This is a genomic window from Bradyrhizobium sp. CCBAU 51627, assembly GCF_028128765.1.
In the GTDB taxonomy this organism is placed as follows: domain Bacteria; phylum Pseudomonadota; class Alphaproteobacteria; order Rhizobiales; family Xanthobacteraceae; genus Bradyrhizobium.
The window spans coordinates 594,892-618,988 of the sequence record NZ_LBJG01000005.1; the positions used below are offsets into that span (position 1 = coordinate 594,892).

Below are 24,097 nucleotides of genomic sequence, written 5' to 3' on the forward strand. Positions count from 1 at the left end.
TCGTGTTGGTCTAATCCCGGACTCTATTCCCAGGTGAGGAAGCCGGGTGCCGACGACAGCGGCGGCGCCGCGGCAAGTCGCGCCAAATCAGGCACCGGCCGGCACATCTGCGCATCACCTGCGAACGCCTCCTCAATGCTGGCGGCGACCGAGAGCACGATGGCATCGCCGCCGCGCGGGCCGACGATCTGAAGGCCGAAAGGCAGGCCGGCTTCATCGCGGCCGAGAGGAATGCTGATCGCGGGGTGGCCCGCAAGTGTCACGGCGTAAGCAAGCGCGAGCCAGTGGAAGTAGGATTTGGTCGGCATCCCGTCGATTTCGGCGGGATAGAGCTCCGACCACGGCCGCGGGCTAAGCGTGATGGTCGGGCTGATCAGCACGTCGTGATGTTCGAAGAAGCTCTGGTAGGCGCGATAGATCCGCGTCTGCGTCGTGCTCGCGCGGGCGTGGTCTTCGAGCGTGTAGCCGAGGCCTTCCTCGACATTGGCGCGGACATTGGGGCCGAGCATCTCGGGCCGCTCTTTGTAGTTCTTGCCGTGCATCGCCAGGAACAGGCCCGCGCGCAGCACGGCGAAGGCATCATCGGCACCGGTGCAGTCGGGGGCAGCTTCGCGGCTTTCGACGAACAATGGTGCGAGCTTGCTGACGCGATTGCGGAAGACGCGGCGGATGGCCTGCTCGGTTGGAGCGAAGCCAAAATCCTCAGTGAAGGCGAGACGCAGCTTGCCGAGATCGGCGGGGCGCGGCCCAGCCCAGCGTTCGGCGCGCGCGCGCACCGGTTCACCGGGCAGCGTGTAGGCGAGCGGATCGCGGGGATCGTCGCTCGCCATCACCGACAGCATCAGTGCGGTATCGGCGACGCTGCGCGCCATCGGTCCGTCGGTCGACAGGTTGGACCAGCCGAAGGCGCGTTTCTCGCTCGCCACAAGGCCGTAGGAGGGGCGCATGCCGACGATGCCGGCATAGCCCGCCGGATTGCGCAGAGATCCGCCGGTGTCGGAGCCCGAGGCAAGCGAAGCCATGCCGCAAGCGAGTGCGACCGCCGAGCCGCCGGACGAGCCGGCCGCCGAGCGCGTGGGATCGAAGGGATTGCCGGTCGCGCCGAAGACGGGATTGCGGGTGTTGCCGCCCGCGGCCCATTCCGGCGTGTTGGTCTTGCCAAAGATGATGGCGCCGGCGGCGCGCAATCGGGCGACCGAGCCCTGATCGGCGACCGGTACATGGTCACGCAACAGGGGGCTGCCATAGGTGGAGCGCATCCCGGCGGTGTCCTGCGTATCCTTGATCAGGACGGGGAGTCCGTGCAGCGCGCCACGATTCTCTCCGCGCAGGATCGCAGTCTCGGCCTCCTTCGCGGCGGCGCGTGCACCGGGCTCGTCGAGGGTCACGACGGCGTTGACGGCAGCATTGGTGCTGGTGATGCGTGACAGACAGGCGTCGAGCAGTTCGACAGGAGAGATCTTCCGTGCGGCCAGCAGGTGGTGCAGCTCAACGGCACTCGTATCACATAGCTCCGGCAACGCCAGTCCCTTTCAGATTATGAAAACGATTTAGCATATCGGAAAATGGGCTCGACGCACCAATATTCGTCAAAGAGGTCGATTTCTGCACAATTCTTGGCTTTTCGCCCGAAAGGCGCCCCGAAGAGGCGCTAGCCCGCGCTTGTCGCCGAAAAGACTAGGCGGATAAGTCAACAACTTTTCTGCAGTCATGGTAGGCTTGCCGCATGAGCGAGATCACGACGCCCGAAGGGGCCAATTCCCAGCTTGGCCAATGTCTCAAGGCCGCCCGCCAAGCGCGTGGCCTGACGCTCAAGCAGGTCGCGGAACGCACGGGCATGGCGCTGTCGACGCTGTCGAAGGTCGAGAACGGCCTGATGTCGCTGACCTACGACAAGCTGCTCCAGCTCACCTCGGGCCTGAAGATGGAAATCGCGGAGCTGTTCAATCCGGCGCCCGCGCAAGGTCGGCCGGTCACCGCCCGGCGGAGCATCAGCCGGGCCGGGCAGGGGCAGCTGATCAATACGAAATTCTACACCTACACCTATCAATGCACCGACCTGATCGGCAAACGCATGGTGCCGATCGTGGCCGAGGTCCGCGCGCGCTCGCTGGATGAATTCGGCCCGCTGCTGCGCCACGCCGGTGAAGAGTATTTCCTGGTGACGAGCGGACGCGTCGCTGTTCACACGGAGTTCTACGCGCCCGAGATCCTTGGCGAGGGCGACGGCATCTATCTCGACAGCACCATGGGCCACGCCTATCTCAACGCCGGCGAAGCAGCATCCGCCAAGGGCGTCTGTCTCTGCACCAGCGAAGCGCCCGATCTCTACGACCAGCTTCGCCAGATCGCATCGCGCGACGTGGCGCCGCTTGCTGATGACGAACTGCCGCCGTAGCGTTCGGCAAGGCACGAAACGAAAAACGCCCGGCTTTTGCCGGGCGTTTCATTTGGGCGTTTGCTTTATTCGCCGCCACCGAACCGGCGCGACCACCAACCGGCGCGACGCGGGGCCGCCGGCGTCTCGGCTGCCGGTTCCGGCGCCGCTTCGGGCGCAGGCGGCGCAACGGGTTCAGGCGCAGCTGCAACCGGGGTTGCCGGCTCGCTCGGGCTGCCCGTCAGGAAGCTCACCTTCTCGCGGACGGTCGAACGACGGCGTGTTGCCTTTTCGTCGACCGCGGGCTCTTCGTCCGCGACAGCGACGGGCGCAGGCTGGACCGGCGTTTGAACGGGTGCCTGAGGCTCGGGCTGCAACGTTTCAACCGGGGCCATGTGCTCCGAATGCGCAATCGACGGAGCGGATTCGCCGCCGGACGCGCCATCGAAATCGGCCACCGCCTCGGTCGCTTCAGACGGTGGATTGCTGCCGCCGAGCTCGTCGCCGATGGATCCGGCGAGGCCTTCCTCACTACCACCGCGCCGACGGCGCCCACCCCTGCGACCACGCCGGCGCCGGCGCTCGCCGCCGACCTGCTGCTCGCCACGGGCGGCCTGTTCCTCGCCTTCCTCGCCATCCTGCTCGGACTCGCCGTCCTCGTCGCCTTCGCCGGCGACCAGGGCTGCTTCGGGTAGCGTCGGTGCAGTGTCCTCGCGAAGCTCACCCTCGCGCTGACCGCCGCGACCGCGACGACGGCGGCGGCGCTTGCGGCGCTGGCCGTCCCCTTCGGCGGCGGCTTCACCCAAGACCTGTTCCTCGGCGAGACCTTCAGTCTCGTCGGTCTCGACCTCGGCTTCGGTCTCAAGGTCGAAACCGTCCTCGTCGTCATAGGTCTCTTCGGCCAAGGGCGGCGGGCTTGCGGCCGCCTGCGCTGCGAGCAGGGCCTTGGCGGCTTCCAGCGTATGCACCTGCTCGCCGCGATCGATGACGTAGGCCTGCGGGCCGCTGATGGATTGATCGGCGATGACCGACAGCGTGACCTTGAAGCCGTTCTCGAGGTCGCGCAAATGGCCGCGCTTGTGGTTCAGCACATAGAGCGCCACGTCGGTTCGGGTGCGGACCACGAGATTGTGGGTCGCGCCCTTCATCAGGATCTCTTCGAGCCCGCGCAGCAGCTGCAGCGCCACCGAGGACACCGAGCGGACATGGCCGGTGCCGCCGCAATGCGGGCAGGGATCGGTCGAGCTCTCTAGTACGCTGGCGCGGATGCGCTGGCGCGACATCTCCAGCAGGCCGAAATGCGAGATGCGGCCGACCTGGATGCGCGCGCGATCCTGCCGCAGGCAATCGGACAGCTTGCGCTCGACCGAGCGGTTGTTGCGCTTCTCGTCCATGTCGATGAAGTCGATGACGATCAGGCCGGCGAGGTCGCGCAGGCGAAGCTGGCGGGCAACCTCTTCGGCCGCTTCCAGATTGGTCTTGAGCGCGGTGTCCTCGATATGGTGCTCGCGGGTCGAGCGGCCGGAGTTGACGTCGATCGAGACCAGCGCCTCGGTCTGGTTGATCACGATGTAGCCGCCGGAGCGCAACTGCACGGTCGGCGAGAACATCGCGTCCAGCTGGCTCTCGACGCCCATCCGCGAGAACAGCGGCTGGCCGTCGCGATACTGCCTCACCGCGCTCACATTGGCGGGCATCAGCATCTTCATGAAGTCGCGCGCTTCGCGGTAGCCGGCTTCGCCGGCCACCTGAATCTCGTCGATCTCCTTGTTGTAGAGGTCGCGCAGCGAGCGCTTGATCAGCGAGCCTTCCTCGTAAACCAGCGTCGGAGCCTGCGACTTCAGCGTGAGGTCGCGCACCGTCTCCCACATCCGGATCAGATACTCGAAATCGCGCTTGATCTCGGGCTTGGTGCGGGCGGCGCCCGCGGTGCGCAGGATGATGCCCATGCCCTCGGGCACGTCGAGATCCTGCACCACTTCCTTCAGGCGCGAGCGATCCTGGGCCGAGGTGATCTTGCGGCTGATGCCGCCGCCGCGCGCGGTGTTCGGCATCAAGACGGCATAGCGGCCGGCGAGCGACAGATAGGTCGTCAGCGCCGCGCCCTTGTTGCCGCGCTCTTCCTTGACCACCTGCACCAGCATCACCTGGCGGCGCTTGATGACTTCCTGGATCTTGTACTGGCGGCGCGGACGGAAGGTACGCTCCGGCACTTCCTCCAGCACGTCGTCACCACCGACGGATTCGACGACTTCCTCTTCGGCTTCCTCGCCGTCCTCGTCCTCGTCGTCTTCACTGGCAGCGTCAGCTGCCTCGCCATGAGGCGCATCGACCGTTGCGCCGGCGGTGTAAACGGCATCGGCCGGCTCGGCGACCGAGGTCACGACTTCGGCAAAGCCCTCGCCATGCGCTTCGACCGCGGGAGCCTCCTGAGGCTCGGCAATCGTCTCGGCCGCGACCACAGGTTCGGCGCCAATCGCCGCGACGGGCGCGGGCGTCTCGTCGGCATGATGGCCGTGGTCGTGGTCATGCTCGTCATGATCGTGCGCGTGCTCGTCATCATGGGCGTGCGGATGATCATCGTGCCCGTGATCATCGTGCTCATGATCGTCATGCCCGTGATCGTCGTGATCGTGATCATGATGATCATGGTCGTGGTCTTCGTGCTCGCCGTGGTGCTCGGCATCCGCATGCGGGTGCTCGCCTTGATGCGGCGCCGCCTCGGCGTGCTCCGGCTGGGCCTCGCCCTCGACCGGCTGGGCCGCGGGATCGGCGCCTGCATCGAGGCCTTCGACGATGTCGCTGCGGACGCGCTCGCCATGGCCGCGGCGGCGGGCGTTGCGGTGGCGCGAGCGGCGGCGGCCGTGGGAGCGGTTCTCGCTCTCTTCCTCGGCTTCGCGATGGGCCTGTTCCTCGGCCTCGATCAGCGCCTGCCGGTCGGCAACCGGGATCTGGTAGTAGTCGGGATGGATTTCGCTGAAGGCGAGGAAGCCGTGGCGGTTGCCGCCATATTCAACGAAGGCGGCCTGGAGCGAGGGTTCGACTCTTGTGACCTTGGCGAGGTAGATGTTCCCGCGCAGTTGCTTGCGTTGTGCGGTCTCGAAGTCAAACTCTTCGACGCGATTCCCGCGGACCACGACGACCCGGGTCTCTTCCGGGTGGGTGGCATCGATCAACATCTTGTTGGGCATGTCTTAACTCTTGGCGGCGGCGGGCGCGATTCACCGTGGGCGCGAAGAGCGCTGCCGGGTGATGCGACGGTCCACCTGATTCGGGGGTGAGGGGAAGGCCGAAACGCCGCCTCTCGCGCCTTGCCGGACCAGCAGCTTCAGGACCGAAGCGGCGTGCGGAATTTTCACTCCGCAGCATCGCGAATGATCCTTCAGAATTGGTCGGCACAGTCTGGCGCATCAAGCGTCGGCCCGTATGAAACATTGGACGGCGGGGCCGCCCCTAATCAGTTGCTGTTGGCCAGGCATGGCGCGTGTGCGCTCGCCTTGGATCGAGAACCGCCCCCTTGGGATTAAGGGGGTGGGTAACTGGCCGCGTCGCTGTCAAAACTGTCCCGGAAACAGTGTGGTAACCGGAAACCGTCCGCCGCCGGGGCCTGCCCCGTTCCGCCTCGCTGCCGCGCACCGCGCTGGCCGCTGGAGAGAACAGAAAAACGCTGGAATTCCCAAACCTTGGGAGCTCCGGCGCTGCACCGGGAGGCTGAATGCGACACAACCGGAAATCATTGGCCGTCAGCAATCCGTACATACGAGGAATGGGCCATCGGTGCAAGGGAGCGTCGCACGCCGGTCACAGTCGGAGAGTTTCGCGTCTCCGTCATTAAGGATCGATTAACCCTGTGGTTCTATTGCGTTAAAGAGGCTGCTCGGAGGCACGGATTCGGTGGCGAGCCGCACAAATCAACGGGTTCTGCTGGGATTTGCGCTTCTGTGCGCCGCAGCATTGCCGTGTGCCGATTCCTCGCGCTTGAGCGCGGCGGAGAGCCCGTCCCAACCCCCTGTTGCCGCAGCGAACTTCCCGGTCGCCACGGCCGCGCGCCTGGCTGGTGACGGCAAGCAGACTCGATTCATTCTCGACCTTGACCGGACCGTCAGCTTCCGCACCACGACGCTTGCTGATCCCTATCGGGTCGTGGTCGACGTTCCCCAGGTGAATTTTCAACTGGCCCGTGGCACCGGGGCCGGGCGAGGGCTGGTCAAAGCCTTCCGCTACGGGCTGGTGATGCCCGGCGGCTCCCGAATCGTGTTCGATCTCACCGGGCCGGCCAAGATCACCAATTCCTATGTTCTCGAGGCGGCCAATGGCCAGCCGGCCCGGCTGGTGCTCGAGCTGGAGGAGGTCGACCGCGCGGCCTTCGTGCAGACGCCCGCGCCGGAGACTCGTCCCGAATTGCGCCCGGCGGTCGCAGCGGTGCCGCCGGCAACGATTCCTGCAACTGAACCGGCGCCGCCAAAGCCGGGAGCGCCGTCCGATGGTCGTCCGGTCGTCGTGATCGATCCCGGCCATGGCGGTATCGACAACGGCACCCAGTCGAGCGGCGAGAGCGAGAAGAACCTGGTTTTGGCCTTTGGTCTGGCGCTGCGTGACCGGCTGGAGCAATCAGGCAAATACCGTGTCGTGATGACCCGGGACGACGACACCTTCATCCCGCTCAACGACCGAAGCAAAATCGCCCGCAATCTGAACGCCGCGCTGTTCGTCTCCATTCACGCTGACGCGCTGCCAAAGGCCGAGGGCGACGCGCAGGGGGCGACCATCTACACGCTGTCGGACAAGGCCTCCGACGCTGAGGCCCAGCGCCTGGCCGATGCCGAAAACCGCGCCGACGCCATTGCCGGCTTCAATCTGTCGGAGGAGCCGACCGATGTGGCCGACATCCTGATCGACCTGACGCAACGGGAAACCCGCACCTTTTCAAACCGTTTTGCCCATCTGCTGATGGGCGAAATGAAGTCGACGGTGCGGATGCACAAGCATCCTCTGAAATCGGCCGGTTTCAGGGTGCTGAAGGCCCCTGACGTGCCCTCGGTGCTGGTCGAGATCGGTTATGTCTCCAATAAGGGCGATCTCGAGCATCTCGTCTCCGAAAGCTGGCGGTCGCGCGCTGTGGGCTCGATGGCCCAGGCGATCGACACGTTCCTGGCCAAGCGGATGGCGACGGCGGGACCTGGGAATTGAGAAGGGAATGCCGGTTCAGCTGTTAAGCCCTAGTTTGGCCACAGCGGGCGCCTTATAAAAACGGCGCAGGGGGTTCCGGAATCGACGAGAATCCTGTTCGGCAAGCGTCTTTCGGTCCGGCATTGATGGTATTGAGTAGGCCGGTGAATTCGCGACATGAGGACGGCGCCTCTTTAATTCTGGTTTGGGCGCCTTGGGCTGATCCTGGGATTGAACGGATAAATACATAATGCGCTTGCTTGTGCGGTTCATGGGCTTCCTGTTCGCCGCGGGAACGGTGGTGTTCCTTGTCGGTGTCGGGGCCGTAGCAGGCCTGATCTGGCATTTCTCCAAGGACTTGCCCGATTACTCTCAGCTTCAGGATTACGAGCCGCCGGTGATGACCCGCGTGCACGCGGTCGATGGCTCGCTGCTTGGCGAATACGCCAAGGAGCGGCGGCTTTACCTGCCGATCCAGGCGGTGCCGAAGCTCGTGATCAACGCGTTCCTCGCGGCCGAAGACAAGAATTTCTACGAGCATGGCGGCATCGATTACACCGGCATGGCACGTGCGGGCCTGCTCTATTTGCAGAACTACGGCTCCAACCGCCGTCCGCAGGGTGCATCCACGATCACTCAGCAGGTTGCCAAGAACTTCCTCCTGACCAACGAGGTCTCGTTCTCGCGCAAGATCAAGGAAGCCTTGCTGGCGATGCGGATCGAGAAGACCTATTCGAAGGACAAGATCCTCGAACTGTATCTGAACGAAATCTATCTCGGCCTCGGCGCCTACGGCATTGCTGCCGCCTCGCTGGTCTATTTCGACAAGTCGGTGAACGAGCTGACGATTGCTGAAGCCGCCTATCTGGCGGCGCTGCCGAAGATGCCGGCGACGCTGCATCCGGTGCGTAACCGCGACCGCGCCATCGAGCGTCGCAACTACGTGATCGATCGTCTCCAGGAGAACGGCTGGATCAAGCAGGCCGATGCCGACAAGGCGCGCAAGGAGCCGCTGGTCGTCACCAACCGTTCGAACGGCGCCCACACCTTCGCCGGCGAATATTTCGCCGAAGAAGTCCGCCGCGACATCTTCGAGCGCTATGGCGAGAAGAAGCTGTATGAAGGTGGTCTGTCGGTCCGGACCACGCTGGATCCGAAGATCCAGGTCATGGCGCGCAAGACCATGGTCGCCGGTCTCGTGAACTATGACGAGCAGCAGGGCTATCGCGGCGCCATCAGCAAGCTCGATATTTCGGGCGATTGGGGCGTGAAGCTCGCCGAGATCAAATCGCTGTCTGACATCTCGCCGTGGCGCATGGCGGTGGTGCTGGAGACCAGCGACCAGTCGGCGCGAATCGGCTTCCAGCCGAACCGCGAGCTCGGCGGCGCCGTCAGCAAGCAGCGCGAGACCGGCCTCGTCACGCTCGACGGCGTGCGTTGGGCGAGGGCGGCCCAAGGCAACACCAAGGGCAAGACGCCGACTTCGGTGGCGCAGGTGCTGCAGCCCGGCGACGTGATCTATGCCGATCCGCTCTACACCAAGGAGGGACAACCGGTCGAAGGTCAGTACCGGCTGCGCCAGATTCCCGAAGTGTCGGGCGCCATGGTGGTGATGGACCCCTGGACCGGGCGCGTGCTCGCGATGGTCGGCGGCTTCTCGTTCGACCAGAGCCAGTTCAACCGTGCCACGCAGGCCTACCGGCAGCCCGGTTCGTCGTTCAAGCCGATCGTCTACTCGGCCGCGCTCGACAACGGCTATACGCCATCGACGGTGGTGCTCGACGCGCCGATCGAAATCGATCAGGGCCAGGGCGCTGGCGTGTGGCGGCCCGAAAACTTCTCGGCGAACAAATATCAGGGACCGGTGACGCTGCGGAACGCGCTGCGGCAATCGCTCAACACGGTGACGGTGCGCCTCGCGCAGGATATCGGCATGCCCCTGATCGGCGAATATGCGCGCCGGTTCGGCGTCTATGACGAACTGCCGAACTATCTCTCCTACGCACTTGGCGCCGGCGAAACCACGGCGATGCGCATGGTCACGGCCTATTCGATGCTCGCCAATGGCGGGCGCCGGGTGAAGCCGACCTTGATCGATCGCATCCAGGACCGCTACGGCCACACCATCTTCAAGCACGACCAGCGCGAATGCCGCGGCTGCGACGCGCCCGGCGGCTGGAAGAACCAGCCCGAGCCGCAGTTGATCGACCGCCGCGAGCAGGTGCTGGATTCCATGACCGCCTACCAGATCACCGAACTGATGGAAGGCGTGGTCCAGGCCGGCACCGCGACGGTGGTGAGGGAAGTCGGCAAGCCGATCGCCGGCAAGACCGGCACGACCAACGAGGCCAAGGACGCCTGGTTCGTCGGCTTCTCGCCTGATATCGCGGTCGCCATCTACATGGGCTACGACAAGCCGCGTCCGCTCGGCAGAGGCAACGCCGCGACCGGCGGCCACCTGGCCGCTCCGATTGCGCGCGATTTCCTCAAGCTTGCGCTCGCCGACAAGCCTGCCGTTCCGTTCAAGGTACCCGCCGGCATCAAGCTGATCCGGGTCGACGCCAAGTCCGGCATGCGCGCAGCTCCAGGGCAGACCTCGGGAACCATCCTCGAAGCCTTCAAGCCGGGTACGGCGCCGCCGGACAACTACTCCGTCATCGGCGTCGCCGACGCCGACGGGCGCATGGGCGTGCCGGCCTCGCAGCAACAGCAGCCGGATTCCGGCTTCTTCATGCGGCCGGGCACCGGCGGGCTGTACTAAGGTTTAGGACAAGACAGGCGTTCTTCGCGGCAGCGGTTGCGCTTTGCGGCCGCCGCCGCTACATCCCCATCTCAATCGCACGCGGGATTCCGCGAGATCAGAGAACGACATGCGCGCCGAAATCGAACGGTTGGTAGAAGAGATCAAGCAGTCAGTCGGGCTGCTGAGGAGGCATCTTTGACGTCGAGAAATCGACGGCACGCCTCGCTGAGCTGAACAAGCTCGCAGAAGATCCGAATCTCTGGAACGATCCCCAGAAGGCCCAGAAGCTGATGCAGGAGCGAACCTCGCTGGAGGATTCGCTCTCGGGCATCGGCAAGGTCGAGCAGGAGCTCGAGGACGACATCGGCATGATCGAACTCGGCGAAGCCGAGGGCGACGACGGTGTCGTGGCCGAGGCTGAAGCTGCGCTGAAGAACCTCAAGAAGGAGGTGGCGCGGCGCGAGCTCGAGGCGCTGCTGTCGGGAGAAGCGGACCGCTTCGATTCCTATCTCGAGGTCCATGCCGGCGCCGGCGGCACCGAGAGCCAGGACTGGGCGCAGATGCTCTTGCGCATGTACACGCGCTGGGCCGAAACGCACGGCTTCAAGGTTGAGTACCTCGAAGAGTCCGAAGGCGAAGAGGCCGGCATCAAATCCGCGACCATCCAGGTCTCCGGCCACAATGCCTATGGCTGGCTCAAGACCGAGGCCGGCGTGCACCGGCTCGTGCGCATCTCGCCGTTCGATTCCAATGCGCGGCGGCACACCTCGTTTTCGAGCGTGCAGGTGTTTCCGGTCATCGACGACAGCATCAAGATCGACATCAAGGAATCCGACGTCCGCACCGACACGATGCGGTCGGGCGGCGCCGGCGGCCAGCACGTCAACAAGACCGAATCCGCGGTGCGCCTGACCCACATTCCAACCGGCGTGGCGGTGGTCTGCCAGGCCGGCCGGTCCCAGCACAAGAACCGGGCGCAAGCCTGGGACATGCTGCGCGCGCGCCTGTACGAGATCGAGCTGAAGAAGCGCGAGGAGAAGGCCGCCGCGGACCAGGCCGCGAAGACCGATATTGGCTGGGGCCACCAGATCCGCTCCTACGTGCTGCAGCCCTATCAGATGGTGAAGGACCTGCGCACCGGCGTGCAGACCTCTGACACATCGGGCGTGCTCAACGGTGAGCTCGACGAGTTCATGGCGGCAACCCTGGCGCAGCGCGCTTTCGGCACCACCAGCGGCGACATCGAGGACGTGGACTAGCATGACCCGCGTCGCCTTCATCGGGCTTGGGCGGATGGGCCACGGCATGGCCGGCCGCTATCTCGATGCCGGCTTCACGGTGACGCTGTGGAATCGCAGCAAGGCCAAAGCGGAAGACCTGATCGCGCGCGGTGCGAAGTGGGCGACGTCGCCTGAGGATGCCGCGATCGATGCCGACGCCGTCGTGACCATGGTTGCCGATGACGAGGCCTCGCGCACAGTGTGGCTCGGCCCCAAGGGCGCGGCCAAGGCGATGAAATCAGGCACGATCGCGATCGAGTGCTCAACCGTTTCCTATGACCACGCCCGCGAGATGGGCCGCGAGCTCAACGCGCGCGGGCTGATCTACATCGATTGTCCCGTGACGGGATTGCCGGACGCCGCGGCCACCGGAAAACTGACACTGCTGGTTGGCGCCGATGCCGCCGATCTCGAGCGCGCGCGGCCGTTCCTCGAACCGATCGGCGCGACCATTCGCCATTTCGGCGCGGTCGGCACTGGCACGGTCTACAAGCTCATCAACAATCTCATGGGCGCAATCCAGATCGCCGGTCTCGCCGAGGGCCTCGCCATCGCGGAGCAGGCCGGGCTCGACATGAAGCTGGTGCTGGAGTCGATCCAGGCTGGCGTGGCTGCGAGCCCGCAGGTCGCGCGCCATTCCAGGCGCATGGTCGCCCGCGATTTCAGCGGCGCGACGTTCACGGCTGCGCTGCGGCACAAGGACGCCGCTTACGCCGTGAAACTCGCCGAAAGCCTGCTGGCCGACAAGCCTCTGGTCTCGCGCGCTGCCGTGGATGCTTATGCGCAGGCGCGGGCCGCGATGCCCGACGACGACGAAGGCAGGATGATCGAGCTGGTATCGCGGCCGAAGAAGCCGTCCTAGCTTTGGACAAGGGGCAGCGTCGGTATCGTCGGGGACGCTAGGTCATACGAGCGATCTTGAGCCTGGATCAGTTCCGTTTCACTCGGCGGAAAATCCTGCCGCTTGCCAGTCGCTGGCGACCTTGCGACACTCTCCTCACAACAAGACTACAAAACGTAGGGGAGAGACCAATGCCGGGTCGTCGCAAAAGCCTTGATGCCCTCGCCATGCTTGCTGCCGGCGTGCTCATCACGACACCGGCTTCGGCGCAGAAGAAATACGACCCCGGCGCCAGCGACTCCGAAATCAAGATCGGCAACATCATGCCCTATAGCGGGCCTGCATCGTCCTATGGTGTGATCGGCAGGACCGAGGCCGCGTTCTTCAAGATGATCAACGATCAGGGCGGCATCAACGGCCGCAAGATCAATTTCATCACTTATGACGATGCCTATTCACCGCCGAAGGCGATCGAGCAGGCGCGCAAGCTGGTCGAGAGCGACGAGGTGCTGTTGATCTTCCAGTCGCTCGGCACGCCATCGAACTCCGCGATCATGAAGTACATGAACGCCAAGAAGGTGCCGCAGCTCTTCGTCGCCTCCGGCGGCACCAAGTTCGGGGACCCGAAGAACTTTCCCTGGACCATGGGCTTCCAGCCAAATTACCAGAGCGAGGGACGGATCTATGCGAAATACATTCGCGATCATTTTCCGAACGGCAAGATCGCCGTGTTCTGGCAGAACGACGATGCCGGCAAGGACCAGTTCAAGGGCCTGAAGGACGGGCTTGGCGACAAGGCCAGCATGATCGTCGCTGACAAGTCCTACGAGGTCAGCGATCCCTCGATCGATTCGCAGATCGTCGCTCTGCATGATTCCGGCGCCGACATCTTCTTCTCATGGGCCGCTCCAAAGGGATCGGCGCAGGCGATCCGGAAGGTGGGCGAGCTCGGCTGGAAGCCAAAATTCTTCCTGGCCAACACCGCAACCTCCATCGCCTCGGTGCTCAAGCCCGCGGGTCTCGAATATTCCAGGGATATCATCTCGACCGCGTATCTGAAGGATCCGACCGACCCGACCTGGGACAAGGATCCGGCGGTGATCGCGTGGCGCGCGTTCATGGATAGATATTATCCCGACGGCGACAAGACCAACGCCAACAATCTCTACGGCTACGTGGAGGCCGAAGCGATGGCACAGGTGTTGAAGCAGTGCGGCGACAATCTCACGCGCGAGAACGTCATGAAGCAGGCGGCCAGCCTGAAGAATTTCCACACCGACCTGATGCTGCCCGGCATCATGGTCAACACCTCGCCGGACGATTACTTCCCGATCGAGCAGATGCAGCTGATGCGCTTCAACGGGCAGGCTTGGGAGCTGTTCGGCGACGTCATGACCGGTGAGGTCGGCCACGAGCACGGCCAATTGCGAGCCAGCAGAGCGCCTGATGGTCGGCCTTAGCCCGCGCTGAGGCGTACGCCGGCGCGCAAGAACTTCTGCGGATCGACGGCCTCGCCATCGATGCGGGTTTCGTAATGCAAGTGAGGGCCGGTCGAGCGGCCGGTCGAGCCGACGAGGCCGATCACCTGGCCGATCTTCACGATCTCGCCGACCCTGACGTTGATCTCGGAGAGATGGCCGTAGCGGGTCGACAGGCCGTTGCCGTGATCGACTTCGACCATGCGGCCGTAACCACCGGACCAGCCGGCCGAGACCACCTTGCCGTTGGCCGTGACACGTGCGGGGTCGCCGGTCGCGGCGCGGAAGTCGAGGCCGGTATGCATCGCCGGCCGACCGAGGAACGGATCGCTGCGAACGCCGAAGCCCGACGTGAATTCGACCTCGCCGACGACGGGCTTGCGATACGGCACCTGCGCCAGCGTGCGGTTGAGCCGGTCCATCTCGGCGCGTGTGACATTGATGCGATAGAGCTGCTTCTCGAAGGGTCCTGCATTCGCGGTGAGCTTCACCGGCACGAACGGGCCGCCCATCGCGGCACGCGGCACGGAGGCTTCGAGACTGGCGAGGTTCAGGCCGAGGTCGCTGACCACGCCGCGCATCCGCCGCATCCGCGAATCCATGCCTTCCTCGACCGCGTTGAGCGCCGCGACCTGGCGGCGCTCAACCTGATCAAGCGAATTGGTCAGCCGGACCAGGACATTGTCAAAACCCTGATTCTTGGCGAATTGATTGACCGGCGGGGCCATCACAGCTGGCGCGCGCGATTCGAGCCGCGCTTCGCGATCAGGCGGCGCCACGAAGATCACAGTGTCGCTGATCGGCGACGGTTTGGGCGTACTCTGCATCGCCTGGCCCGCCTCGCTACGCTGCGGGGCCGCGCGGGGGATCGATCCGGTGATATCGGGCATGGCCCCGAGCGCCGTGGCCCGGGACTCCAGCGCCGTCTGGCGCTTCATGATCTGGTCGAGCTTCTGGTCGAACTGTTCCTGATCAAGCAGCTGTCGGCTGGTGGCGCGGTCGACCTTGGCGCGCAGCTCGGCGATACGGTCCTCATAGGCATATTGCATCTCGGCCTGGCGCGCGATCAGCCGGGTCAACACGTCGTCACGGAACGCGAAATAGGTGGCGGTCGCCGCCGACCAAAGGCCGAGTAAAACGATGGTGCCGACCACGATCCAGAACACCACCGGCCCGAGACGGACCTGCTTGCCGTGATGCTGGATGGTGTAGGCGTGGTCGCTATCGGGAAGTGGGATCGCCGCTGCCGCCGCAGCGGGACGGCGATGGAAGGCCCGTCCGTGGTCGTGGGGGTGATGTTGGTGGTACTGCGAATATTGGGCAGAACTTTTCGACATCGGCACTCCCGCGCCGGTCGGAACGTTCCTTGCGGCCTAATTGCCGCGGCAATCTGGGCCAGTCATGGTTAATTTTCCGGAAACGGGAACACCCGATTTTAACGGGGCTGGTTAAAGACTTCTTGCAGCGAGCAGCACCTCGTCGGCATGGCCGTCGACCCGGACGTTGCGCCAGATCTTGGCCACTTTGCCGTCGGCGCCGATCAGCACCGTTGTGCGAAGAATCCCGAGGAAGCTCCTGCCATACATGGATTTTTCGCCCCAGGCGCCATACGCCTCCAGCATCTCATGGGCTTCATCCGAGATCAGGGGGATGCCGAGGCTGTGCTTGTCGCGGAACTTCTCCTGGGCCTTTAACGGGTCGGCCGAGATGCCCAGCACTGCGGTACCGGCAGATGTGAAGGCATCCTTGAGCCGGGTGAAATCAATTGCCTCGCGCGTGCAGCCCGGCGTGTCGGCGCGGGGATAGAAGAACAGGACCAGCTTCTGGCCGGCATAATCCGATAGGGTGACCACATTGCCGCCATCGCGGGGCAGGCGGAACACCGGGGCCTTCTGACCCTCGGCCAGAGCGGGTTTGGCGCCGGACACGGCGGCGGCGGGCTTGGTGGCCTTTTCAGAAGATTTTAACCGTTTCGATGCGGCCTTATGCGATGTTGTCTGCGTGCCCGGCTTGCCTGATTTGCCTGCCGACGCCCGCCGGGTTTTCGCGCTGGGCGTTTCAGTCGATGCCCGTATTTTCATGGGCTTCTTTTTAGTGGTCGGACTGCCGGAGGGCGTTTTGGACGATTTCTTTCGGGATGTCTTGGACATACGCCTTCCTTTCGTCGCTTTCGGCGGGTCAACCGAAGCGGTATTGCTGCTCTCGTCCGGTGTGCCGGATTCGCGCCCTCGGCCGGGCAAGTTTGGCGGCGACGGAGTATGGTTACAAGGAATTCCACGCACCACCCCACTGCTCGTTGAACGCGCTCCCGGGGCGAAATGACGAACAGCAGGAACATCAGAGGTATGGCGGCAATGCCGGGGCGGGGAGCGTCGATCCCTGTCGATGGCTGCGGTCCCGGCGGCGCTCAATCCTACGAAGGGCGCCTGTATCGAGAGGCAATGGCAAGGAATACGTCGCCCCAGGATCATAATCGGGATTTCGATCGGCACGGCGGCTATCACGAGCAGCCGGGTTGGGACGAGGCCGATTGGGATCAGGATCAGGAGGAGGAGGCGGGCCATCGCGCACGCCGCCTGTTGTCGCGTTCCAATTCGCGCTTGCGCCTCGGTGACGGTTTCTCGGCGTTTCGACGGGCGCTGCCCAGCGGACGCTGGCTTCGCCGGACGTCCATCGTCCTCGGCACCATGATCGTGATCTTCGTCGGTTGCTTTGGAGCGCTGTGGTGGCGGCTCGGCGCCGGTCCCATCAATCTCGACGTTGCAACGCCTTGGCTCGCGGCTGCGATTGAGGACAATATCGGGCACGGCAATACCGTGGAGGTCGGCGGCACCCAGATTGAGCGCGCCGGGCGGATCGGGATTGCCGTGCGAATCCGCGACATCATCGTGCGCGATCATGAGCATGCCGTCGTCGCCAGCGCACCGAAGGCCGAGGTGAGGCTGTCGGGGCTCGCGCTTCTCTCCGGGCATCTGCGCGCCGAAAGCCTCAACCTGGTCGATGCCGAGCTTGCGATCCGGATCGCACCTGATGGGACCGTCACGGTGTCTGCCGGTGAGACGGCGAAACCGCTCGCAACTGGCGTCGCGTCCAAGAAGGAAGCGGGCCTGCCGCCGACATTCCCGCGAAACGGCGTGCCGCCGCCGCCTTTCGGGATGGTCCCTGCAACCCCGGACGCGCCTCAGGCCGCACCCCAACCCGCCGCGCAGAGCGGAATCCTTCAGGGACTAGACTGGCTCGACAGCCTGAGCATGACCGGCCTCGACGGTCAGAACCTCAACGAGATCGGTCTCAAGAACGGCAATCTGATCGTCGACGACCAGCAGCGCGGCAGCAAATGGACATTTGAGAACATTACGCTCAGCCTGCGCCGGCCGAGCCATGGTGGCGTGGCGCTTAGTCTCGGCGAGGAGGGCGCCCATCCGTGGTCGCTGCGCGCCACGATCGGACCTGCCGAGAATGGCGTGCGTTCGGTCGATATCCGCGCGGACAAGGTCTCGACCTCCAACATCCTGCTGGCGCTGCGCGTCAAGGATCTGACTTATACGGCTGACCTGCCTCTGACCGGCGAGATGAAGGGCGAGCTTGGCCGCGACGGCGTGCCGACGTTCTTCCGCGGCAAGATCACGGTTGGCGCGGGCAACATCATCGACACCGACACGCCCGATTATCCGATGGCGATCGACTCGGCCGAGATCAATGTCGAGTGGGATGCGGGACGGCGGGTGCTGGTCGCACCGTTCAAGATCCTCTCGGGCGCCAATCGCATGACGCTGCTGGCCCATCTCGAGCCGCCGAACGGCACCATCAACGACTGGCAGCTTGGCTTCAGCGGCGGTTCGATCCTGCTGGGCGGCATCGACAACGACCCGCCGCTGGTCTTCAATCGCATCGCGATCGGCTTCCGCTTCGACACCGATCACAAGCGGCTGCTGTTGACACAGGCGGATATCAGCAATGGCGAGATCGGCGTCGCCGGTACCGGCGCGATCGACTATTCGGGCGAGCCGCGCCTGACGCTCGGCTTTGCGGGGACGCCAATGTCAGCCTCCGCACTGAAGCGGATGTGGCCGACGCTGGTCGTGCCGGAACTGCGCCAATGGGTCATCGAGCGGATCGAGCGCGGCACGCTCCAGCGCATCGAGGTCGGCATCAACTCGCCGACGCGTAACCTGCCGCGCAAGGGGCCGCCGATTCCCGATGACGGCCTGTCGGTCAACATCGTTGCGAGCGGCGTCGCGGTTCGGCCCGTCGACGGCATGCCCGTCGTGCACGACGCCGACCTCAAGGCCCACGTGACCGGCCGCACCGCCACCGTGAATATCGCCCAAGGCATTGCCGACACGCCCGCGGGCCGCAAGATCACGATCTCGGACTTCACCTTCGAGGTGCCTGATATGGCTCCGAAGCCGTCGCCGTCGCGGACCCGCTTCCGTGTCGAAGGTCCGGTGCCAGCGGCGGCCGAAATGCTGGCCAACGATCGGTTGAGCGATTTGTCGTCGACCGTTGTCGATCCCAACGCCAGCAAGGGAACGTTCACGGCCAACATCCAGCTGGGCATGCCGGTGAAGGGCGAGCTGACCAAGGCCGATACCACCTATGCCGTCACCGCCGACCTCAACGGCTTTGCCGCCGACAAGCTGGTGATGAATCAGAAGCTCGAGGCCAACACCCTCAAGATCGTCGCCAACAACGCGGGTTACCAGGTCAAGGGCGACGTCAAGATCAACGGGCAGGCGGCCTCGCTCGATTACCGTAAGGCCACCGATGGCGATGCGGACGTCAAGCTCCAGACGACGCTGGACGATGCCAGCCGTGCGCGCCTCGGCTTCGATCTCAGCCCCGCCGTCAGCGGATCGGTTCCGATCAAGGTTTCGGGCAAGATTGCCGGCGGTCCTGACGCGACGACGAAGCTCGGCATCGAGGCAGACCTGACGTCGGTCAAGCTCGACAATATCCTTCCCGGCTGGGTCAAGCTGCCGGGCAAATCGAGCAAGGCGACATTCAAGGTGGTGCCGACGGCGCAATCGACGCGGCTGGAGGACATCGTCATCGAAGGCGGCGGCGCCTCGATCAAGGGCTCGCTCGAAGTCGATCCCAACGGCGACCTCATGAACGCGAACTTCCCGACCTATGCGCCGTCCGACGGCGACAAGACGTCGTTGAAGGTCGAGCGCGGTCAGGACGGCGTCATCAGGGGCACCATGCGCGGCGACGTGTTCGACGGCCGTGGTTTCCTCAGGTCCGCGATCTCAGGCAATTCCAAGGACGACAGCAAGAGCAAGCTCAAGAACGTCGATTTCGACATCGACGTGAAGCTCGGCGCCGTCATGGGTTTCAACGGCGAGGCGATGCGCAGCGTCGACGCCAAGATGTCGAAGCGAAGCGGGGCCATCAAGGCGTTCTCGCTCAGCGGCAGGATCGGTCAGAACACGCCGGTGGCGGCGGACTTGCGCGGCGGGCGTGCGCAGGGCAGCCGAGAGGTCATCTATCTCCAGACCAACGACGCCGGCGCGCTGCTGCGCTTCACCGATACTTATACCAAGGCGATCGGCGGCCAGATGGTGGTTGCGATGGAGCCGCCGACGTCGGAGCCGAATACGGCTCGCGAGGGCCTCATCAACGTGCGCGACTTCACGGTGAAGGGCGAGGCCCAGCTCGAGCGCGTTGCAGCCGGCGCTCCGAATGGCACGGGGAATGGCGTCTCCTTCAGCGCGCTCCGCGCCGAGTTCATCCGTCAGAACGGCGCGCTGACGGTCCGCGACGGCGTGGTCAAAGGCCCGATGATCGGCGCCACCATCGAGGGTTCGATCGACTATCCCGGCAACCAGGTGTGCATGAGCGGTACCTTTGTGCCGATGTACGGGTTGAACAACATGTTCGGACAGATTCCGGTACTCGGGTTGTTCCTCGGCGCTGGCGATAAGGAGGGACTGATCGGCGTGACATACGAGGTCGTCGGCACACCGGGCGCGCCCGTGATGCGCGTCAATCCGATCTCGGCGATATTTCCCGGCGTGACCCGAAAGATCATGGAATTCAACACCGGCAAACAAAATGCGCCGATCGATGAATTGCCGTCGTCGCAGTCCGGCGACAGCCCGACCGGTTCGGCAAGACAATTGTCGAACGGTTGCAGTCTCGTGCGGCGTTAGCCGCGGCGTTTTTGCCCGGACGTATCCGGCAAGAACATCTCTCGCCGAGAGTCCCGTGCCGCTTATGCGGCGCGTACGCCTGCCAAAAATGTCCCGACTTCGCCCGAGAGCTGTTCGGCCTGCTTGGAGAGGTTCGAGGCGGCCGCGAGCACCATGCCGGCGGCGTTGCCGGTCTCGTTGGCGGCCGTGCTGACGCCACCGATATTGGTGGTGACCTCCTTGGTGGCTTCGGCCGTCTGCGAGACGCTGCGGGCGATCTCGGCGGTAGCCGCGCCTTGCTCCTCGATGGCGGCGCCGATCGAGGTGGCGATCCGGCTGACCTCCTCGATGGTGGTGGTGATGCTGCCGATGGCATCGACGGCCTCCTTGGTCGCGCCCTGAATCTGGGCGATCTTGTCGCCGATCTCGCGGGTCGCTTCGGCGGTCTGGCTTGCGAGCGACTTCACCTCGGAGGCGACGACGGCGAAGCCGCGGCCGGCTTCTCCGGCGTGTGCGGCCTCGATGGTTGCGTTGAGCGCGAGCAGATTGGTCTGCGCCGCGATGCTGGAGATCAGTTCGGCGACATGCTCGATCTGCTGGGCACCGTCCGAGAGAGCGCGCACGATGGTGTCGGTGTGGCGTGCGCTCTCCACGGCGCGCCCGGTCACTTCGGCCGATTGCGCGACCTGGCGACTGATCTCGGTGATGGAGGAGGAGAGCTCCTCGGCGGCTGCCGCCACCGTCTGGACGCGCTGGCTGGCTTCGATTGCAGCAGAGCCGACCACGGCGGCGCGCTGATTGGTGCCCGTGGCGGTCGACGACATCGACCTGGCCGTGGCTTCCAGCTCGCCGGAGCCCGAGGCCATCATGCCCACGAGCTGACCGACCGAGGCATCGAAGCGATCGGCGAGCGAGATCAGGGCATCGCGCTTCTCCTGCTCGCTGCGCGCCTTGGCCGCGACCTGTTCGGCCTCCAGGGTGCGGGCAGTCACTGCCGTCTGCCTGAGCACCTCGAGCGTCTCGGCCATCCGGCCGATCTCGTCGCCGCGATCGGTCTCCTCAACCTTGATGTCGAGGGCCCCATTGGCGATGTCCTGCATGCGGGTCTTCTGGCGGTCGAGTGCTTTCAGCACGTCGCGGGCGATCAGCCAGGACAGCGTCGCCATCAGCAGCAGCAGGCCGGCGCCGATTGCGGCGAGCTCCAGCGTGAGTGCACGCACGTCGGCGTCGATATCGTCGACATAGAGCCCGTAGCTGATCGTGACGTTCCAGGGCGCGAACTGGCGGACGAAGACAGTCTTGCGAACCGGCTCGGTCTGGCCGGGGCGCGGGTAGAGATAGGATGTGACGCCGCCCTGAGGCGCCTGCCTGGCAGCGTTCAGCTGAGCATCTGCGATCAGGACGCCATTCGAATCCGTGGCACCTGTGATCTTGCCTTCGAGCTGCTGATTGGCGCCATTGACCAGGATCGACGTGTCCGGGTTGTAGACGACAGGATAGCCTTGGCCGCCGCCGAACTTCATGTTGCGCGCACGCCGGCGAAACTGCAGCTTGGCGTCGTCTGGACTCATCTTGCCGGCGGCGACGTCGTCCTGGAAAGTCTGCGCAAGACCATGGAGCAGATCGACCGCCGCTTTCATCTGCTGGACCCGGTCGTCCATCATGCGGCTCTTGCTGAGGACCGCCGATACCGCGATGATGGCCGTGACTGTGAGAGCAGCAAGGCAGACCATGCTGGCGAGCTTGGTGCGAATCTTCAGATGACTCAACAGCTTCATCACAGCCCCTACGAGATGTCTATTATTGCTCCCCTCGCCAGCATGAACTTCTTACCAATCATGAAGATGGCCGTGCGGGAGCCCGCGGCGCGCGGCGAGGTTCGCAGCGCTATGCGTAACGGTGCAGGCAACCGCCGACGTGCAGACGCGCGCCGGTACTCTTGTGCCGGAAGATGGAAATTGGAATTTGGTGGGCGTCGCGCCCGGCCGGACCTGCAATGAACCGATTCGTTCACCGCCTCATCATGTCCGTGCTGCTTGCAGCGGCCCTCGTTCTGATCTGGAACGTGCTGGGCTCTCGCTGAGGCGACGCCGGTCAATCGCCGGCGCCGCCCCGTGACATGGAGTCGATTACGTGCGTATCAGCGCCGCGCGAAGGCGCCGCCCGGCGCACCGCTCTCCTTGCCGAGCAGCGCATCGACGCTGACCGGGCCGCCACCCGCTGCCGCGAGGTAGAGGCAGGCGAAGCAGAACAGGATCGCGGCGGTGCCGCCGTTGAGCAGCGGCAGGAACACTGCCGGGCCTTCCTTGGAGATGTGGAAGACGTGGCCGAGGAAGTAGGCGAAGGCCATTTCGCCGGAGAGCACGAAGGCCGAGAGGCGGGTGAACAGTCCGAGAATCAGTGCCGCGCCAAGGACGAGCTCGATCAGGCCGGCCGTCCAGATCAGCGGCGGCGGATTGGCGAACATGGCCACCATCGGAACGTGGAAGAGCTTGGTCATGCCGTATTGGAACAGCAGCAGCCCGGTAATGAAGCGAAACAGGCTCAAGAGAACCGGTTGATAGCGAGAGAGATAAGGAAAGTTCATTTGGTTTGTGCCCTCCATCCAATGCTACGACTAGGACCGCATTCGGTTCCGCATCGCAAGCTGCGCCAGGTCAATTCACGCTGACATTTTCGTCATGTCGGACAAAACACCGCAAGCTGTGTTTTCAGCCACGCGCCGTTCGCTTTCTGGACGTATACGCGTCGCGCCCGCCCGTAGTTCCCTGGTAGCGTGAGTGAGACGGGGTTCCCTCTGAGAAACCTAGCGCCGCAAGGCGGGTACGATCAGGAAGGGGATCATTCCGAGCACCACGCTCGCAAGTGCGAAGATGAGCAGCGCGTTGTAGCCGTGGGTCGCGTCGTGGATCAGGCCGCCGCTCCAGGAGCCGAATGCCGAGCCCAGCCCGCTGCCGATCGAGATGGTGCCGTAGATGGTGCCGACCCGCTTGCCTCGAAAGATCTTCATCGCGGTTGCCGTGATCAGCGGCCCGCGCGAGCCCATCATGCTGCCGAAGCAGACGACGAAGCCGGTGAGCAGGATGAGGTTCGGAGAGTACTGCAACAGCCAGAGCAGGGCGATGCCGAGGATCGAGATCGCATAGCTCAGCAGCACCGAGGGCCGACGGCCGATCAGTCCGTCGAGGGCCGAGACTCCCAACATGCCGAACACCAGCACCACGCCGGAAAAACCCCATGCGGTTGCAGCCTGGATCGGCGGGAAGCCGGCATCGATCAGATAGGCGACGATCTGGGCCGCGATCGCGTACATGCCGACGGCGGTGAAGAAGAAGGTCGAGAACAGCGCCCAGAAGGCGTGATGGCGCATCGCGCTGAAAAGTGTCCAGCCGTCGTCGATGAAATCGGGATCGGTCTTCTTCACCACATGCGGCGAGCCCGCCGCGAAAAGCCGCCATGGCAGCAGCATCAGCGGCACCAGCAGGCCCAATGCGGCGAAGCCATAGACCTGGTAGGTCGCGCGCCAGCCGAGATGATCGATCAGGAGCTGCGAAGCCGGCAGCAGCGCCAGCACGCCGCCGCCCATGGCGGAATAGACCACCGCCATCGCAGTCGGCAGCCGCGGCCCGAACCAGCGGCCGAGCAGGATCGAGTTCGGCACATTGCCGATGAATGCAACGCCGATGCCGACACACAGTCCAATCGAGAGTTGGAATTGCCAGAGCGCTCGCGCATGGCCGGCGATCAGGAACGCCGAGCCCAGCAGCAACAGGCCGAGCGCATAGACGATGCGTGGTCCGGAATGATCGAACAGGCGGCCGACCAGCGGCGCCGTCAGTCCGCTGATGAGCCATGTCAGCGAATAGATCGAAACGGCCTGCGCGCGGTCCCAGCCAAAATTTTCGGAGATCGGCTTGAGGAAGACGGTGAAGCTTTCACTCAGGCCGCGGCCGAGCACGGCCAGCGTGAAGCACAGCGCGAGCACGACAAGCGCGGTGCGCACCGCGCCTTGCTGCGTGCTGTCTTGTTCCCTGGCCGTTTGGTTGGGCGTTTTCCTGGGCGTCTTCTGATCCAT

The 24,097-nt window shown here is 64.5% G+C and carries 15 protein-coding genes; 8 read left to right on the forward strand and 7 right to left on the reverse strand.

From position 1 onward, the window contains the following. Positions 1-23 precede the first annotated feature (23 nt). Positions 24-1,520 (reverse strand): amidase, encoded by a 1,497-nt coding sequence (locus XH88_RS05165; protein ID WP_271614310.1) that lies wholly within the window; start codon positions 1,518-1,520, stop codon positions 24-26. 206 nt (positions 1,521-1,726) lie between these two features. Here XH88_RS05165 and XH88_RS05170 point away from each other — a divergent pair, with 206 nt between their 5' ends. Further along, positions 1,727-2,398 carry a helix-turn-helix domain-containing protein gene (locus tag XH88_RS05170; RefSeq protein ID WP_271614311.1) on the forward strand — a complete coding sequence of 224 codons (672 nt, stop codon included), beginning with the start codon at positions 1,727-1,729 and terminating at the stop codon, positions 2,396-2,398. A gap of 65 nt (positions 2,399-2,463) precedes the next feature. Here the strand turns inward: XH88_RS05170 and XH88_RS05175 are convergent, their stop codons facing one another. Continuing rightward, the gene (locus tag XH88_RS05175) at positions 2,464-4,839 is read right to left on the reverse strand and encodes an Rne/Rng family ribonuclease (RefSeq protein WP_271614312.1); all 2,376 of its coding nucleotides are present in this window, start codon (positions 4,837-4,839) and stop codon (positions 2,464-2,466) included. Between XH88_RS05175 and XH88_RS05180 the strand changes: the two genes are divergently transcribed. From XH88_RS05180 to XH88_RS05205, 6 genes are all read left to right on the forward strand, one after another. Further along, the gene (locus tag XH88_RS05180; protein ID WP_271614313.1) at positions 4,783-5,658 is read left to right on the forward strand and encodes a hypothetical protein; all 876 of its coding nucleotides are present in this window, start codon (positions 4,783-4,785) and stop codon (positions 5,656-5,658) included. The genes XH88_RS05175 and XH88_RS05180 overlap by 57 nt on opposite strands. Positions 5,659-6,271: 613 nt before the next feature. After that, the gene (locus XH88_RS05185; protein WP_271614314.1) at positions 6,272-7,567 is read left to right on the forward strand and encodes an N-acetylmuramoyl-L-alanine amidase; all 1,296 of its coding nucleotides are present in this window, start codon (positions 6,272-6,274) and stop codon (positions 7,565-7,567) included. Positions 7,568-7,796: 229 nt separating this feature from the next. Next, complete coding sequence (locus XH88_RS05190; protein ID WP_271614315.1) at positions 7,797-10,307, forward strand: penicillin-binding protein 1A; 2,511 nt, start codon at positions 7,797-7,799, stop codon at positions 10,305-10,307. 109 nt (positions 10,308-10,416) lie between these two features. Continuing rightward, positions 10,417-11,548 (forward strand): peptide chain release factor 2 gene (gene prfB / locus XH88_RS05195; RefSeq protein WP_271614316.1). Its coding sequence is split into 2 segments (ribosomal slippage): positions 10,417-10,485 and positions 10,487-11,548, totalling 1,131 coding nucleotides; the frame shifts between segments, so codons are not numbered across the junction. 1 nt (position 11,549) lies between these two features. Then, on the forward strand, positions 11,550-12,431 hold the full coding sequence (locus XH88_RS05200) for an NAD(P)-dependent oxidoreductase (protein WP_271614317.1): 882 nt from the start codon (positions 11,550-11,552) through the stop codon (positions 12,429-12,431). Between the two features lie 170 nt (positions 12,432-12,601). Further along, entirely contained in the window at positions 12,602-13,870 is a 1,269-nt protein-coding gene (locus tag XH88_RS05205; RefSeq protein WP_271614318.1) for an ABC transporter substrate-binding protein, read from the forward strand. Here the strand turns inward: XH88_RS05205 and XH88_RS05210 are convergent. Both XH88_RS05210 and XH88_RS05215 read right to left on the reverse strand, forming a co-directional pair. Then, a complete protein-coding gene (locus XH88_RS05210) occupies positions 13,867-15,225 on the reverse strand; it encodes a peptidoglycan DD-metalloendopeptidase family protein (protein WP_271614319.1) in 1,359 nt (452 codons plus the stop codon). The genes XH88_RS05205 and XH88_RS05210 overlap by 4 nt on opposite strands. Positions 15,226-15,336: 111 nt before the next feature. Beyond that, positions 15,337-16,038 (reverse strand): peroxiredoxin, encoded by a 702-nt coding sequence (locus tag XH88_RS05215; protein ID WP_271614320.1) that lies wholly within the window; start codon positions 16,036-16,038, stop codon positions 15,337-15,339. Positions 16,039-16,242: 204 nt separating this feature from the next. Here XH88_RS05215 and XH88_RS05220 point away from each other — a divergent pair, with 204 nt between their 5' ends. After that, positions 16,243-20,043, forward strand: coding sequence for a YhdP family protein (locus XH88_RS05220; protein ID WP_271614370.1), 3,801 nt, complete (start codon positions 16,243-16,245; stop codon positions 20,041-20,043). Between the two features lie 62 nt (positions 20,044-20,105). Here XH88_RS05220 and XH88_RS05225 read toward each other — a convergent pair whose 3' ends face one another. From XH88_RS05225 to XH88_RS05235, 3 genes are all read right to left on the reverse strand, one after another. Beyond that, positions 20,106-21,800, reverse strand: a complete 1,695-nt coding sequence (locus XH88_RS05225) for a methyl-accepting chemotaxis protein (RefSeq protein WP_271614321.1) — start codon at positions 21,798-21,800, stop codon at positions 20,106-20,108. A 362-nt stretch (positions 21,801-22,162) separates the two neighbouring features. After that, positions 22,163-22,609 (reverse strand): DoxX family protein, encoded by a 447-nt coding sequence (locus XH88_RS05230; protein ID WP_271614322.1) that lies wholly within the window; start codon positions 22,607-22,609, stop codon positions 22,163-22,165. A gap of 219 nt (positions 22,610-22,828) precedes the next feature. Further along, positions 22,829-24,097: an MFS transporter gene (locus tag XH88_RS05235; RefSeq protein ID WP_271614323.1), complete on the reverse strand. Its 1,269-nt coding sequence runs from the start codon at positions 24,095-24,097 to the stop codon at positions 22,829-22,831.